The following is a 15,041-nucleotide window of genomic DNA, read 5'->3' on the forward strand; positions in this document are numbered from 1 at the left end:
CGCCTTGTCCTGATTTAAATTTAATTCACTATATCGACCTTGCCGTCGGGCAGGATGTACCACGCCAAATCCCCGCCTGAAGCACGGTGTCGGACTGCATTTCTATTCGGCTATACGCCTTTTCACGCAGGCTGTAATTGAATTTCCACAAACCGCCGAACACTGCCGGCGGACGCGCGACCAGCATCAGGAACGCCGCAATCGCCAAGGCTTCCGCCGCCCCGTCCAACACGCCGGCGGGAGAAACCAGCAGCAAAGGCATTCCCAAACATGCGGACAAAGTGGTCGAAACCACGCTCAGGAACAACAGTGCGCCACCCGGCAGGAACAGACTGCCCATCCAATCCACGCTAACGATTCTCCCTTAAAATTCATTAAATTAAAATCGAAAGACTGTAACACGGCATTTTTTTCACGAAACTTTACTTCACGTCCGCCACCGCCTTCAGACGGCATTTTCCTGTTTCATGCCGCCTGAAACCGCCCAAATCCGCGTTCTCCTATATAATGTCGGACTTTGCGCCGCATTTCAGGATTCTTTAATGGCATTTGCCTCACTATTTACCCTGCCGGACGACATCACCGCCGTTTTGGACGATGTTGCCCTGATGACCAAAGCCGCCGCAAAGAAAACCGCCGGCATGGTCGGCGACGATTTGGCACCCAATGCCAACCGGGTTACGGGCGTATCGGCAGAACGCGAGTTGCCGATTGTTTGGTCGATGGCGAAAGGTTCTTTTTCCAACAAGCCGGTTTTGGTGCCTGCGGCCCTGCTGCTTTCCGCCTTCCTGCCGCAACTCATTACGCCGCTTTTGACGGCAGGCGGCATTTATCTGTGCTTTGAAGGCGTAGAAAAGCTGCTGCACAAGTTTCTGCACCGACATGACGCGCATGCTCGTAATGGCGGCAATCGGCATCGGCATGACTGTTTTGGTGTACGGAATCGTTGCCGTCATCGTCAAACTCGACGACTTAGGCATGCTGCTGATGCGCCGCCCACAAACCTTTTCGCGCAGTTTGGGGCAAATGCTGACTGCCTTTATGCCTTGCTTTATGCGCGGTTTGAGCGTGGTCGGCACGCTTGCCATGTTTCTTATCGGCGGCGTACTGGTCGCCCACAACCTCGGCCTTCTGCACGATTTCCTGCACGCGCAACACTGGGACGCTGGCTGGGCGGAGTACTTCGCCAACCTCGTTGTCGGGCTGCTTTCCGGTTCGATTGCCTGCGCCCCCGCCTTGCCGCTGATGAATCGTTTCGGCAGGCATTGATTTCTTTTTCAAATACCGATGCCGTTTGAAAGATGTTCAGACGGTATCTTCCGAACAGACAGATGAATATGGTTTCCAAACTGGACAAATACTGGCAGCACCCCGCCCTCTACTGGCCTTTGCTCATCCTTTTTGCCGCCGCCACCCCCTTTACCTTCGCACCCTACCACCACTTTTGGCTGATGCCCTTGATTTTCGGTGCCTTCGTCCGCCTCATCGAACTGCGTCCGCGTTTTGCTGTCTCTTCCGCCTACCTGTTCGGCCTGACCGCATACACGACACAGTTCTACTGGATACACACCGCCCTGCACGACGTTTCCGGCCTGCCCGACCTCTATGCCGTACCGCTGACCTTCCTACTCCCCGCCTACCTTGCCCTTTATCCGGCACTGTGTTTCTGGCTGTGGAAAAAATTTACCCTGCCTCGGGGCATAAAAATCGGTTTGGTACTGCCCATCCTGTGGACGCTGACCGAGTTTGCCCGCGAGCGTTTCCTGACCGGATTCGGCTGGGGCGCAATCGGCTACTCCCAAATCACCCCGGACAGCCCGCTCGCCGGCTTTGCCCCATTGGGCGGCATCCACATGGTTACACTGGCAACCGCCTTTCTCGGTGTCTGGCTGGTTTTGGCGAGTGATAACACCGCACGTTCGGGCAAACGCCTGCTTCCAATTATCCTGATTGCCGCCCTGCTTGCCGCAGGCTACACCGCCCGACAAACCGACTTCACCCGCCCCGACGGCAGCCGCAGCACCGTCGCCCTGCTTCAAGGCAACATCGACCAAACCCTCAAATGGCGTGAAGACCAAGTCATCCCGACCATACAGAAATATTACGAACAGGTCGGCAAAACCACTGCCGACATCGTCATCCTGCCCGAAACCGCCATCCCCGTTATGCGCCAAAACCTGCCGGAAAACATACTGGCAAAATTTGCCGAACAGGCGCAAAACAACGGCAGCGCGCTCGCCGTCGGCATCAGCCAATACACTTCGGACGGCAACGGTTACGAAAACGCCGTCATCAACCTGACCGGTTATCAGGAAAACAATCAGGACGGCATCCCCTACTACGCCAAAAACCACCTCGTCCCCTTCGGCGAATACAAACCGCTGCCCTTCCTGACCACGCCGCTTTACAAAATGATGAATATGCCCCTTTCCGACTTCCGCAAAGGCGGCGGTAAGCAATCCGCCCTGCTGATGAAAAACCAAAAAATCGCCTTCAACATCTGTTACGAAGACGGATTCGGCGACGAACTGATTGCCGCCGCCAAAGATGCCACCCTGCTTGCCAATGCCAGCAATATGGCGTGGTACGGAAAATCCAACGCCATGTACCAGCACCTCCAACAATCGCAGGCACGGGCTATGGAACTCGGACGCTATATGGTCCGTGCCACCAACACCGGCGCAACCGCCATCATCTCCCCCAAAGGCAACATCATCGCCCAAGCCCAACCCGATACGGAAACCGTATTGGAAGGACACATCAAAGGCTATGTCGGCGAAACACCCTATATGAAAACCGGCAGTTCATGGTGGTTGATGGGCATATTGACCCTAGCCGCACTGATTCTTTTCATCTTCCGAAACAAAGAACACTGATACCTGCACAGCCCGTCCGGACGGGCTGTCTTTTTTCAAACCGGCTGTTTACATACAACTACGTATGTAATATAATTCCGAAATCGGATTGAGCCATCAGGTTTACAAAATCAATCAAACCTGCCTTACAAAATTTTCCTGTCTTTCAAACCTTAGCGCATATCTCCTGCCAAACATACAAAATACAAGCCAAGCAGTGATATACTGCATCCCAACACAGCAAACCGCCGATACGCAGTTTCAGCCGAAAGGAAATGCCCCAAATGAATAACGCTTTCGCATTACCCGCCATCCAAAGCGGCAACGGCAGCCTCGAACAATACATCCACACCGTCAACAGCATCCCGATGCTGTCCCAGGAAGAAGAAACCCGCCTCGCCGAACGCCGGATAAAGGGCGACCTCAACGCCGCCAAACAACTCATCCTGTCCCACCTGCGCGTCGTCGTTTCCATCGCGCGCGGCTATGACGGCTACGGGCTGAATCAGGCAGACCTGATTCAGGAAGGCAATATCGGACTGATGAAGGCGGTCAAACGCTACGAGCCCGGTAGAGGCGCGCGTCTGTTTTCATTTGCCGTACACTGGATTAAAGCCGAAATCCACGAGTTTATTTTGAGAAACTGGCGTTTGGTTCGCGTTGCCACCACCAAACCGCAACGCAAGCTGTTTTTCAATTTACGCAGTATGCGTAAAAACCTCAACGCCCTGTCTCCCAAAGAGGCACAAGACATCGCCGACGATTTGGGTGTCAAACTTTCCGAAGTTCTGGAAATGGAACAGCGCATGACGGGACACGACATCGCCATCATGGCAGACAACAGCGACGACGAGGACAGTTTCGCCCCCATCGACTGGCTTGCCGACCACGATTCCGAACCGAGCCGGCAACTATCGAAACAGGCGCATTACGCCCTGCAAACAGAAGGTTTACAAAACGCTTTGGCGCAACTGGATGACAGGAGCCGCCGTATTGTGGAAAGCCGCTGGCTTCAAGACGACGGCGGGCTGACGCTGCACCAGCTTGCTGCAGAATACGGCGTCTCTGCCGAGCGCATCCGCCAGATTGAAGCAAAAGCCATGCAGAAACTGCGTGGTTTCCTGACCGAAGAAGCCGAAGCGGTTTGAAATATACGCAATAAAATACCCGACAAATTGTTTTGTCGGGTATTTTATTTGGTAAACATCAATGCGGTTTGTGCGTCGTGCTGTACACGATTTTATCCGTCCACGCCGTTGCAATTGCCGAAATCAAAAAGCAGACATGCACCAGACACTGCCGCATCAGCTGCTTTTCCGACAGATTGGCGAAATTGATATAGTGGATTAACAAAAATCAGGACAAGGCGGCGAAGCCGCAGACAGTACAAATAGTACGGAACCGATTCACTTGGTGCTTGAGCACCTTAGAGAATCGTTCTCTTCGAGCTAGGGCGAGGCAACGCCGTACTGGTTTTGGTTAATCCACTATACATTTCCCTTCCTTGCAGCAACAAAAGCGCGTGATTCCAATCTGCCGCTGCAAAATCTTCAATTTTTCACACCCGAAAACGCTTGCCGCCATACAGATGTGATATATTGATTCCATTTTAACGGGCTTCAGAGAACGACATGAGCAGCGGAAATATCCATATCCACAGTATGACCGGATTTGCCAATACGGCAGAAGAATGCGGCAGCAAACGCATCAATCTCGACCTGCGTGCGGTCAACCACCGTTTTCTAGATATTCAAATCAGGATGCCCGACGATTTGCGCTATTTGGAAAGCGGTATCCGCGAGAAAATTTCATCCCATATCGCGCGCGGCAAAGTCGAATGCAAAATCCAAATTCAAGATACGGAAAACAGCAGACAGTCCTTGGAACTCAACTCGGATTTGGTGAACCAGCTTGCCGAAATCAACAAAGACCTCCGCAAGCATCACGATTTGGCAAAACTGGGCGTTGCCGACATCCTGCGTTTCCCCGGCGTATTGGCAAGCCAAAGGGACAATACGGAAGAATTGACAAAAAGCATTACCGAACTGACTGAAAAAGCGTTAAAAGACTTTACTGCCGCACGCCGGCGCGAAGGGAAAAAATTGGGCGAGCACCTGTTACAACGCCTCGAAAGCATGGAAGAAATCATAGATGCATTAAGCGAACTCTTTCCTACCCTGTTGGAAACACATAAAGAAAAAATCCGCGCCCGCCTTGCCGAAGCGGTCGGCAGCATCGACAACGACCGCCTGCAACAGGAATTTGCCCTCTTTATCCAAAAATCCGACATCGACGAAGAGTTCAGCCGCCTACGCACCCACATTGCCGAAGTGCGCCGTATCGTTACCGAACACAAAGGCAGCAGCGGCAAACGGCTGGACTTCCTGATGCAGGAATTAAACCGCGAAGCCAACACTTTGGGCAGCAAATCCATCGCTACCGAATGCACCCAAGCCTCGGTCGAGCTGAAAGTCCTGATCGAACAGATGCGCGAACAGGTGCAGAATATCGAATAATCGGTTTCCCCGATAAGCAAATGCCGTCTGAAAGCCCTTTCAGACGGCATTTTTTCAGTTTGAAACCTTTGCGGTATAAAGGCTTAAGGCTTTCCTTTGACCGCCACCAATCTTGTTCCTGCAAGAAAATCATACAGAAACTGCCGATCGGGATTCAGCAGGGCGAACCCCCACGGTAAAATCAGCCAAATCAATGCCGCGCCGGCCGCGCCCTTGGGCGGAATGCCGAGGAAGTGGCGCAATCCGGCATAAGCAAGCATAGGAATGAAGACGATAAATATGCACGCCCAAATAAAGCGCAGGCGCAGCAGGTACAAAGACGGCTGTATGCCGTTAAGGTCGCACAAGCCGATTTTCCATGTCCTCATCGCCAAGGTCTGCCCCTGACCGTGCCAGTTGGCGCGAAAATAAAGCCACCATGATCCCATTATCAGGATACTCGTTACCAATGCAGAAACCGCGATAGAAACGGGATTCAGAAAAATGGCGGCAATACCGGCAAACAATGCTGCCAAACAGGTTGCCGCACCGACCAGCAGCATTTCGTACAGCATGGCGGCAAAGCGGCGTTTGAGCGGGGCGGTTTTCAGTGTCATCATCTTTTCAATCAGAATATGCCGTCTGAAACGCCAACAGGCTTCAGACGGCATTTATGCAAAGATGCCTTGCGGCGGTTAACGGTGCGGACGTTTCTGACCGCGCGACTGTTTTGCCGCCATTTGATTGATTTCCTGACGTGTCGGGCGTTTTTTGAACATAGCGTGCGCCTCGTCCACCGAACATTTTTGCGACAGGCAGATCAGGGTAATCGCATCTTTCTGGTGTTGTCCGCCGCTGTGGTACATACGGCGCAGGTTTGCCTCGTTGATTCTGCCTTTTTCGGGATCGATGTCGAATTTTTTCAGACGTTCGATAAACTGGCGTTGCTGTCGGCGGGATGTCCAAACAAAGCCGCCCGCAGCGGCGGCGACGATGACGGCGGCAAGCAGGATGGCAAGCGGCCAAGAGTCGACGATCAGTACGATAATCAGGCTTAAAACAGCGGTGGTCAGCAGAATCAGGCCGCCGAGGCGTAGTTTGGTCTTATTGTCCATAGGGTTAATGTTCCTTTATTGAGGTGGTCGTGCCGTCTGAAATGTTTTCGGACGGATTGGTGAATACTTTTCAGGATTAACGGTATTTTACAGTATTTTCGGATTTTAGGGATTGCCGCTTTATTCTGCCAGTGAAATGACGAGTTGTCTGAACGCCGCCCATGAATCGCCCTCTTCCGCACCTTTGATAATCCTGTCGATTTTGGCACAGGTTTTAAGCGCATCAAGCAGGCGGACGACGGAAATCCGCTTGACCGCAAGCGGTGCGAGCGTCTGCTTTTCACCCCAAAGCCTGAGGCTGTTGCGGACGGATTGGATGCTCTGCCCCTGCTTCAGGGCGGCGGCAAGCCGGATCAGCGTCCGCACGTCTTCGGCAACCGCCCACAGAAGCAGCACCGGTTCTTCGCCTTCCTCCTGCAATCCGTCCAACAACCTGCATACGCGCGGCACATCACCCTTCATCCATGCGCCGGCAAGCTGAAAAACGTCAAAGCGAGCAACATTGGCAACGGCGGTTTGCGCCTCATGGATATTGACGGTATGCCCTTTCGGATACAGCAGCGCGAGCTTGTCGATTTCCTGACGTGCCGCCAACAGATTGCCTTCCACGCGCTCGGCAAACAGTGCCAATGCGTCTGCCCCGATACCCAAACCGATTTTGTCCAGCCGTCCGCGTATCCATTGGGGCAAAGCCGCCGCGCCGACCGGTTTGGCTTCCCACACTTCCCCCTTTGCCGCCAATGCGGCAAACCATTTGGACTGGAGCTGGGTTTTCTCCAGTTTGGGCAGTAAAACCAGCGTTACCGTATCTTCCGGCAGGCGGGCGGCAAAATCCTGCAACGCCTCGCCGCCGGTTTTGCCGGGCTTGCCGTTAGGGATATGCAGTTCCAACAGCTTCAAATCGGCAAACAGACCCGCACTGCCTGCGGTTTGCAGCAGCTCGTTCCAATCGAAAGCATTGTCTGCCGTATAAACTTCCCGATTAAGGTAACCTTGTTTCTTCGCCGCCGCCCTCAATGCGTCCAATGCCTCGATACGCAACAGTTCTTCCTCGCCGTGGATGACGTACAGGGGTTTCAAAGGCGCGTCCGTATCAATGCGTCCGATATGTGCCGCCACGTCATTCCGCCTTCAGAAAGGTCAGGCGGCGGACAATCTGTTCGGCGGCATCCTGCCGCATTTCCGCCCACAATGCCGCTTCCTCTTCCTGTTTGCCCAAGATCTCGTTGTCGGCATAAGCAAGGACGCGGCGGACGGACACGGTCATCGGTTTGCCGACCGGCTCGCCGCGTTTCAATACCTGCGCTTCAACCGTCAATATCAAAAGATATTCGTTGATGACTGCCGCACGGGTAACGGTGTAGGTTTCCTTGTTTTGGGAAACGCTGTCTATACGCAGGGTCATCTGCGCGCCGGCAGCATCGTCCACCCTGCCCGAAGCCTGATACAGCGCGGTTTCCAAAGGAAACTGCAATGCCTGTCCGCCTTCGATGTGCCAGCTCCGGTAGGTCAGCGGCGGAGAAATGCCGTCTGCACCTTTCAGGTGGAAACCGCACGCGCCCAGCATCAGCACTGCGGCAGTAAGAAACAGTTTGTTCATGGCTTGCCTTTCTCAAAAGCACAAAGTCGGTAGATTATATCAGCGGCGTGTTCAGACGGCATTGCCGTCCAGCCAAATCAGGCTCGCCATACGCCCTGTCGCTCCGTCGCGGCGGTAGGAAAAGAAAGTGTCCCGTTCCAAAACCGTACAATGCGTGCCGCCATATACGCCGCCCACGCCTTCACGCTTCAGAATCAGGCGGGCGAGCGCGTAAAGGTCGGCAAGGAATTTGCCGCCGCCTATGCCTTCAAATGCGGCGGCGGCTTCGGGCATGGGCATGCAGAACGCATCAAACACGTCCTGCCCGACTTCAAACGCATCCGCACTGATGGCGGGACCGAGATACGCCATCATTTCGACAGGCGGAACCTTCATCGCGGCTATGGTGTTTTGCAATACGCCGCCCGCCAAACCGCGCCAGCCCGCGTGTGCGGCGGCAACCGCCGTACCCGCCCTGTCGCAAAATAGAACGGGCAGACAGTCGGCAGTCATCACGGCACAGGCAACCTTGCCCGTGTCGTCCACGGAAGCGTCCGCATTGGGTGTGCCTCCCAACGCTTCGGCAGCATTGACGACGACGGTGCTGTGGATTTGATTGAGGTAGGCAACGGGCAATCCGACCTGCTGTTGCACGATTTCGCGGTTACGGCGCACGGCTTCAGGGTCGTCGCCGACGTGCGTACCGAGGTTCAAACTCTGATACGCACCTTGGCTCACGCCGCCGTTGCGCGTGGTAATCAGGGTTTTCACATTGGCGGGCGCGGGCCAATCGGCGGTCAGGAAGTTTTTGCCTTTCGGGGCGAGATTTAGGGTTTCTGTGATGGTTTTCATTGGATATTGGAATAGGTGTGTGGCGGAAAGGGTTGATTAACTGCCTTCGGGGCAAATGGATGCTTGTTTTTTTCGTCATTCCCGCACAGGCGGGAATTCGGAGATTCGGGATTGTTTTCAAACGTTCGGGTTCGGATTCTTGCCGGTGCAGGAATGATGCCCTTATATATAGTGGATTAAATTTAAATCAGGACAAGGCGACGAAGCCGCAGACAGTACAGATAGTACGGCAAGGCGAGGCAACGCTGTACTGGTTTAAATTTAATCCACTATACTTTCTCCGAGCTTTATATGTTTCAACAGAGGACGGCACATCAAGCACCGCACTGCGTGTTGCCCGAACGAGACTACCCTCCGATTAGATTCTATCGCCATAAACAGACGGGTTTCAACCGAAAAGGAATGGGAATAAAGTCCATTTCCGACACCTCTCGGGCGATGCCGTCTGAAAACCAATCTCCACTTTCAGACGGCATTGTTTAGGCACGGTCATTTTGCAAATTAAGGTTAAGGCGTGTATGCTTGCCTTCCCTTAAAAACAAACACGCAACGCATTATTATGAATATCCTCAGTAAAATCAGCAGCTTTATCGGAAAAACATTTTCCCTCTGGGCCGCGCTCTTTGCCGCCGCCGCTTTTTTCGCGCCCGACACCTTCAAATGGGCGGGGCCTTATATTCCTTGGCTGTTGGGCATTATTATGTTCGGTATGGGTTTGACGCTCAAACCTTCCGACTTCGATATTTTGTTCAAACATCCCAAAGCCGTCATCATCGGCGTAATCGCACAATTCGCCATTATGCCGGCAACCGCCTGGCTGCTGTCCAAACTGTTGAACCTGCCTGCCGAAATCGCGGTCGGCGTGATTTTGGTCGGCTGCTGCCCGGGCGGTACGGCTTCCAATGTGATGGCCTATCTGGCGCGCGGCAATGTGGCTTTGTCGGTTGCCGTTACGTCTGTTTCCACCCTGATTTCCCCATTGCTGACTCCCGCCATCTTCCTGATGCTTGCCGGCGAAATGCTGGAAATCCAAGCGGCCGGTATGTTGATGTCCATCGTCAAAATGGTTTTGCTCCCCATTGTTTTGGGTTTGATTGTCCATAAGGTTTTGGGCAGTAAAACCGAAAAGCTGACCGATGCGCTGCCGCTGGTTTCCGTTGCCGCCATCGTGCTGATTATCGGCGCGGTTGTTGGGGCAAGCAAAGGCAAGATTATGGAAAGCGGCCTGCTGATTTTTGCGGTTGTCGTACTCCACAACGGCATCGGCTACCTGCTCGGCTTCTTTGCCGCCAAATGGACCGGCCTGCCTTATGATGCACAAAAAACGCTGACCATCGAAGTCGGTATGCAAAACTCGGGCCTGGCCGCCGCGCTTGCCGTCGCACACTTTGCCGCCGCGCCGGTCGTTGCCGTTCCGGGCGCATTGTTCAGCGTGTGGCACAATATCTCCGGCTCGCTGCTGGCAACTTATTGGGCGGCCAAAGCCGGTAAACATAAAAAACCCTAAACGCCTTTCATCATAATGCCGTCTGAACGGGGCAAACGAAACCGGCGGTTTCCGCCCGACCCCTTCAGACGGCCTTTGTTTGAAATCGGCGGGGACGATTGCCCGGCTGCTCCGGTTCGGCTGCCTGCGTTCGCCCCGCCTTGCAAACCGCCTCACTCCCTTACATAAACCACTTCGACATCGTAGTCGTCTTCGTTCCAATCGTCATCGTCGTCCGCGCCGAATTTGTCCTGCCATTCCTCTTCATTGCTCAAAGACGAATCCAAACCGGCTTCAAGACGGAGGACAGACAACAAATGATATATGTCGTCCGGAATCGGTGCCTCAAACGAAACGGTTTCGCCGCTTTCCGGATGGGTAAAACTCAAGCGGTAGGCGTGCAACGCCTGACGCGCACCCAAACTTTTAACGGCTTCTTTCACCGTGTCGCCGCACGGATGGCGCGGGTTGCCGTAAACCGGGTCGCCGGCAAGCGGATGGTTGGCCTCACGCATATGGACGCGGATTTGGTGCGTCCTGCCTGTTTCGAGCGAACATTCGATATAGCTGTGGGCAAGATAGCGTTCCAACACTTTGACGTGGGTTACGGCAGGCTTGCCGCCGAATTTGACGACTGCCATTTTCAGGCGGTTGTGCGGATCGCGTCCGATTTGGGTTTCGATTTTACCGTCAAAGGGGACGATGCCGTTGGCGACGGCGCGGTAGATGCGTTTGACCGTGCGTTCTTGAAGCTGCCTCACGAGGGAATTTTGCGCCGACAGGGTTTTGGCAACCACCATCAGCCCGCTGGTTTCTTTGTCCAAACGGTGTACGATGCCCGCGCGCGGAATTTGGGACAGCTCGGGACAGTGCGCCAAGAGACCGTTGAGCAGGGTACCGCTCCAGTTTCCTGCGGCAGGGTGGACGACCAGTCCGGCCGGTTTGTTGACGACGATGACGGTATCGTCTTCGTAAACAATATCCAAAGCCATAGGCTCTGGAACAAACGCCAGATTTTCCTCACTCGGACGGACGGTTACACAAATTTGCTCGCCGCCTATCATTTTGTCTTTGGGTTGCGAAGGTTTATCGTTTACAATAACCGCGCCTTCTTTAATCCATGATGTCAGGCGGCTGCGCGAGTAGTCGGGCAGAAGTTTCGCTAATACCGCATCCAACCGCCCGCCAGCAAGCTCGAGCGGAACGGTCAGACCGATACGGTTTTCAGTTTCGGAAGCTGACGCAAAGTCTGAATCGTCGCTATAATCGGATTCATTATCAAAGGAAGTATTCTGCATGAAAAAAATTCTTTTAACGGTTTCATTAGGTTTGGCACTGAGTGCCTGTGCCACTCAAGGTACGGTCGATAAAGATGCCCAGATTACCCAAGATTGGAGTGTGGAGAAGCTCTATGCCGAAGCCCAGGACGAGCTGAACAGCAGCAATTATACGCGGGCTGTCAAATTATACGAAATCTTGGAATCGCGCTTCCCTACCAGCCGCCATGCCCGGCAATCCCAACTGGATACGGCATACGCCTACTATAAAGATGATGAGAAGGATAAGGCGCTGGCGGCAATCGAACGCTTCCGCCGCCTCCATCCGCAGCATCCGAACATGGATTACGCGCTGTATCTGCGCGGCTTGGTGCTGTTCAACGAAGACCAGTCCTTCTTGAACAAACTGGCCTCGCAAGACTGGTCCGACCGCGACCCGAAAGCCAACCGCGAAGCGTACCAGGCGTTTGCGGAACTCGTCCAACGCTTCCCGAACAGCAAATACGCCGCCGATGCAACCGCACGCATGGTCAAACTGGTCGATGCACTGGGCGGCAATGAAATGTCGGTGGCGCGCTACTACATGAAACGCGGCGCATATATCGCCGCCGCCAACCGCGCCCAAAAAATTATCGGCAGCTATCAAAATACACGTTATGTCGAAGAATCGCTCGCCATATTGGAACTTGCCTACCAAAAACTCGGCAAACCACAGCTTGCCGCCGATACGCGCCGCGTGTTGGAAACCAACTTCCCGAAAAGCCCGTTTTTGACGCACGCTTGGCAGCCCGACGATATGCCCTGGTGGCGTTACTGGCATTAAGCCCATCTTCGTAATGCCGTCTGAAGCCGTTTCAGACGGCATTTTATGTTTCAAACCTCATTCAAACGGTTTTTTCTGCCAATAGAATTTATACCCTCTCAAACGTTGAGCCTTCACGCCGCCGCGTCCCAAGCCGAATTGCAGTGCGCCCGACAAATCGGTACGCAGCAGTTTGATGCCGTGTGCGCGGACACGGTTCTGCACCGCTTCGGTCGGATGTTTGTAGGCGTTGGCATAACCGCTTGAAGCAACGGCATATTCGGGCGAGACGGCATTGAGGAACACGCCCGACGAGGACGTATTGCTGCCGTGATGTCCCAACACCAAAACCTGGCTGTACAGGTTGCCTCCATACTTGCCGACCAGGCTTTCCTCACCCTTCGTATCCAAATCGCCCGTTACCAGCAGTGCCGCACCGCCCGCCACAACACGCAAAACACAACTTTTCCCATTATCATCGATGTTTTTGCGTTCAGACGGCATCAAAAACTCAAAATCCACGCCGTCCCATTGCCAACGCTGTTCCGCACAATGCCGCGCCCCCTCATAAAATTCCGGCTGCCCGGCATAAATCCCGCCGTTCGGTATCTTGCCGACTGCCTGAAAACCGCCGTCGTGGTCGCTGTCGTGATGCGACAGAACCAGCTTGTCCAAACGGCGGACACCCGCCGCATTCAAACTCGGCACAATCCCCATCTGCGCCGCCGCTGCCGTTCCGGTGTCAAACAAAAGATGATGATTTGCCGTCTGAACCGACACCGACAAACCCTGCCCCGCATCCCAAACCGTAACCGCAACCTCATTTTCCGGCACGCCGGGTGAACGGTAAAACACAAACCCTGCCAACAGCAACACCGCCCACGGACGCAAACCCAAGCCGCGCGGCAGCAGCAACAGCAAAGCGGCACACACCGCCAACACCAACAGCGGCAAAGGTGCGGAGGCAACGGCAAACTCGGGCGACACATCGGCAAGCCACACCAAAAACCGCAAAGTATATTCCGCCAAAAATGCCCCCAACTGTTGCAAAGGCGCAAACGGCACGACCGAACCCAGCAACGCCAGCGGCGTCAATACCCAAGAAAACCACGGAATTGCCACCGCATTGACCAAAGGGCTGATTAAAGGCAGCGAAGCAAACAGATAACCGAGCAAAACCAGCGACAACACCGAAGCCGCCCACTGCCCGCGCAAAGCAGTTTGCCGTTTTCCCTCGTGCAAACGCCCCGAGCACGCCCATATCAGGGCCGCCACCAAACCGAAAGACAGCCAAGTCCCCACACCCAAGACCGCCGACGGGTCGAACAGCAGCACCGCCGCCAACGCCTGCCACCACGTCGCCCACGCCGACAATCTTCCCCTGCGCCAAGCCCACGCAAACGCCGCCAACATCAAAACGCTGCGCTGCGTCGGCACGGAAAAACCGGCAAGCAGCGCGTAAAACAGCGCGCCTGCACACCCCGCCGCCAAAACCCACGCGCGCGGCCGGGCAGGAAGGCGCGGGGAACAGGCAAGCAGCCGCTTCGCCAGCCACGCAAACATTACCGCCACCATCGTAACGTGCAAACCCGAAATACTGACCAAATGCGTCAGCCCCAACGGCCGGAACGCCTGCCACAATTCGGGGCGCAATGCCGACTGTTCGCCCACGCTCAACGCGCGCATCAGCCCGATGCCGTCTGAAAGCCCGCCGTCCGCATCCGCCTGCTGCCAATTACGGCTGATGCGGCTGCGCCAAACCGCAATCCCCCAACCGCTTCCGCCATGCAGCAAAACCCTGTCCGCACCGACCGTCCCCGCACCGCCTATTCCGTTGGATAATGCCCACGCCTCACGGTTCAAACCGCGCAGGTTCAATTCCCCGACGACAGGGTGCACACGTGCCGTTATCCGCCATCTGCTCCCGACCGCCCATTCGCGCCGTTTGTAGTCCGACAGCAGCAAATCAAACGTCCGACCACCGCTGTCCACAGCCTTTGCCGCAAACTGCACACGCCGCCCGTCCGACCTCGGCATATCCGCCACTTCCACCGTCAACGGCACACCTGAAACCGCCTCCGCCCGCCATTGCGAAGACAGTGCCGCTTCCGTTCTGAATACGCCGTAAGCCGCGCCCGCCAACACGCACAGCATCAGACCGGCAAACGCAAAACGCCTTGCAAACACAGCAAAAACCGCAAAAGCCGCCAGCCAAAACAGCCAATGCGGCACGACCGGCAGCGCAAACGAAGCCGCCGCGCCGACAACCCAACACGGCAAAAACCAACGACGGAACACGTCTCCCCACCCCAGATATTTCAAAAATAAACGGATAATAAAGCAAATCCGAAAAACCGTCATAACAAGATTTGAAAATGATATAGTGGTTTAAATTTAAATCAGGACAAGGCGACGAAGCCGCAGACAGTACAGATAGTACGGCAAGGCGAGGCAACGCTGTACTGGTTTTTGTTAAACCACTATAAGAATGCAAACGAAAAGCCTCAGTATTATCCGAGACAACGGCAAACTTTCCATCGTCATTCCCACGAACCCACATCTCGTCATTACCACGAACCC

At 54.6% G+C, this 15,041-nt stretch carries 14 protein-coding genes and 2 pseudogenes; 8 read left to right on the forward strand and 8 right to left on the reverse strand.

Annotated features, from left to right (window positions below; genetic code table 11):
- Positions 1–28: 28 nt before the first annotated feature.
- Positions 29–349 carry a hypothetical protein gene (locus HMPREF2959_RS04300; protein WP_002232033.1) on the reverse strand — a complete coding sequence of 107 codons (321 nt, stop codon included), beginning with the start codon at positions 347–349 and terminating at the stop codon, positions 29–31.
- A gap of 193 nt (positions 350–542) precedes the next feature.
- Here HMPREF2959_RS04300 and HMPREF2959_RS13380 point away from each other — a divergent pair.
- The 4 genes and pseudogenes from HMPREF2959_RS13380 to HMPREF2959_RS04325 all read left to right on the forward strand — a co-directional run bounded on the left by HMPREF2959_RS13380 (position 543) and on the right by HMPREF2959_RS04325 (position 5,371).
- Positions 543–1,269: pseudogene (locus HMPREF2959_RS13380) on the forward strand (DUF808 family protein).
- A 68-nt stretch (positions 1,270–1,337) separates the two neighbouring features.
- Entirely contained in the window at positions 1,338–2,876 is a 1,539-nt protein-coding gene (gene lnt, locus HMPREF2959_RS04315; RefSeq protein ID WP_148138163.1) for an apolipoprotein N-acyltransferase, read from the forward strand.
- Positions 2,877–3,139: 263 nt separating this feature from the next.
- Positions 3,140–4,003 carry an RNA polymerase sigma factor RpoH gene (gene rpoH, locus HMPREF2959_RS04320; protein WP_002217665.1) on the forward strand — a complete coding sequence of 288 codons (864 nt, stop codon included), beginning with the start codon at positions 3,140–3,142 and terminating at the stop codon, positions 4,001–4,003.
- Between the two features lie 483 nt (positions 4,004–4,486).
- Complete coding sequence (locus tag HMPREF2959_RS04325; RefSeq protein WP_070696428.1) at positions 4,487–5,371, forward strand: YicC/YloC family endoribonuclease; 885 nt, start codon at positions 4,487–4,489, stop codon at positions 5,369–5,371.
- Positions 5,372–5,454: 83 nt separating this feature from the next.
- Here HMPREF2959_RS04325 and HMPREF2959_RS04330 read toward each other — a convergent pair whose 3' ends face one another.
- The 5 genes from HMPREF2959_RS04330 to pgeF form a co-directional block, all read right to left on the reverse strand.
- Complete coding sequence (locus tag HMPREF2959_RS04330; protein WP_002232027.1) at positions 5,455–5,970, reverse strand: RDD family protein; 516 nt, start codon at positions 5,968–5,970, stop codon at positions 5,455–5,457.
- 75 nt (positions 5,971–6,045) lie between these two features.
- On the reverse strand, positions 6,046–6,465 hold the full coding sequence (locus tag HMPREF2959_RS04335; protein WP_002217668.1) for a hypothetical protein: 420 nt from the start codon (positions 6,463–6,465) through the stop codon (positions 6,046–6,048).
- Between the two features lie 120 nt (positions 6,466–6,585).
- Positions 6,586–7,584, reverse strand: coding sequence for a DNA polymerase III subunit delta (holA, locus tag HMPREF2959_RS04340; protein ID WP_070696431.1), 999 nt, complete (start codon positions 7,582–7,584; stop codon positions 6,586–6,588).
- Position 7,585: 1 nt separating this feature from the next.
- A complete protein-coding gene (gene lptE, locus HMPREF2959_RS04345) occupies positions 7,586–8,065 on the reverse strand; it encodes an LPS-assembly lipoprotein LptE (RefSeq protein ID WP_002214127.1) in 480 nt (159 codons plus the stop codon).
- 51 nt (positions 8,066–8,116) lie between these two features.
- Positions 8,117–8,896 (reverse strand): peptidoglycan editing factor PgeF, encoded by a 780-nt coding sequence (gene pgeF / locus HMPREF2959_RS04350; protein ID WP_070696434.1) that lies wholly within the window; start codon positions 8,894–8,896, stop codon positions 8,117–8,119.
- A gap of 167 nt (positions 8,897–9,063) precedes the next feature.
- Here pgeF and HMPREF2959_RS12800 point away from each other — a divergent pair.
- The 3 genes and pseudogenes from HMPREF2959_RS12800 to HMPREF2959_RS04355 form a co-directional block, all read left to right on the forward strand.
- Positions 9,064–9,237: pseudogene (locus HMPREF2959_RS12800) on the forward strand (IS5/IS1182 family transposase); the annotation flags it as partial.
- Entirely contained in the window at positions 9,188–9,379 is a 192-nt protein-coding gene (locus HMPREF2959_RS10925) for a hypothetical protein (RefSeq protein WP_079762369.1), read from the forward strand. The pseudogene HMPREF2959_RS12800 and the gene HMPREF2959_RS10925, both read left to right, overlap by 50 nt.
- 76 nt (positions 9,380–9,455) lie before the next feature.
- Positions 9,456–10,403, forward strand: coding sequence for a bile acid:sodium symporter family protein (locus HMPREF2959_RS04355; protein ID WP_025460366.1), 948 nt, complete (start codon positions 9,456–9,458; stop codon positions 10,401–10,403).
- Between the two features lie 152 nt (positions 10,404–10,555).
- On the opposite strand, the gene rluD is transcribed toward HMPREF2959_RS04355, so the two are convergent.
- A complete protein-coding gene (rluD, locus tag HMPREF2959_RS04360) occupies positions 10,556–11,680 on the reverse strand; it encodes a 23S rRNA pseudouridine(1911/1915/1917) synthase RluD (protein WP_002232021.1) in 1,125 nt (374 codons plus the stop codon).
- Here rluD and HMPREF2959_RS04365 point away from each other — a divergent pair.
- Positions 11,679–12,482, forward strand: a complete 804-nt coding sequence (locus HMPREF2959_RS04365) for an outer membrane protein assembly factor BamD (protein WP_002221259.1) — start codon at positions 11,679–11,681, stop codon at positions 12,480–12,482. The genes rluD and HMPREF2959_RS04365 overlap by 2 nt on opposite strands.
- Before the next feature lie 57 nt (positions 12,483–12,539).
- Here HMPREF2959_RS04365 and HMPREF2959_RS04370 read toward each other — a convergent pair whose 3' ends face one another.
- Entirely contained in the window at positions 12,540–14,759 is a 2,220-nt protein-coding gene (locus HMPREF2959_RS04370; RefSeq protein WP_154098010.1) for a DNA internalization-related competence protein ComEC/Rec2, read from the reverse strand.
- Positions 14,760–15,041: the final 282 nt, after the last annotated feature.

Origin of the sequence: Neisseria sp. HMSC070F02, assembly GCF_001814225.1 — a bacterium.
GTDB classification, from domain to species: Bacteria; Pseudomonadota; Gammaproteobacteria; order Burkholderiales; family Neisseriaceae; genus Neisseria; species Neisseria meningitidis.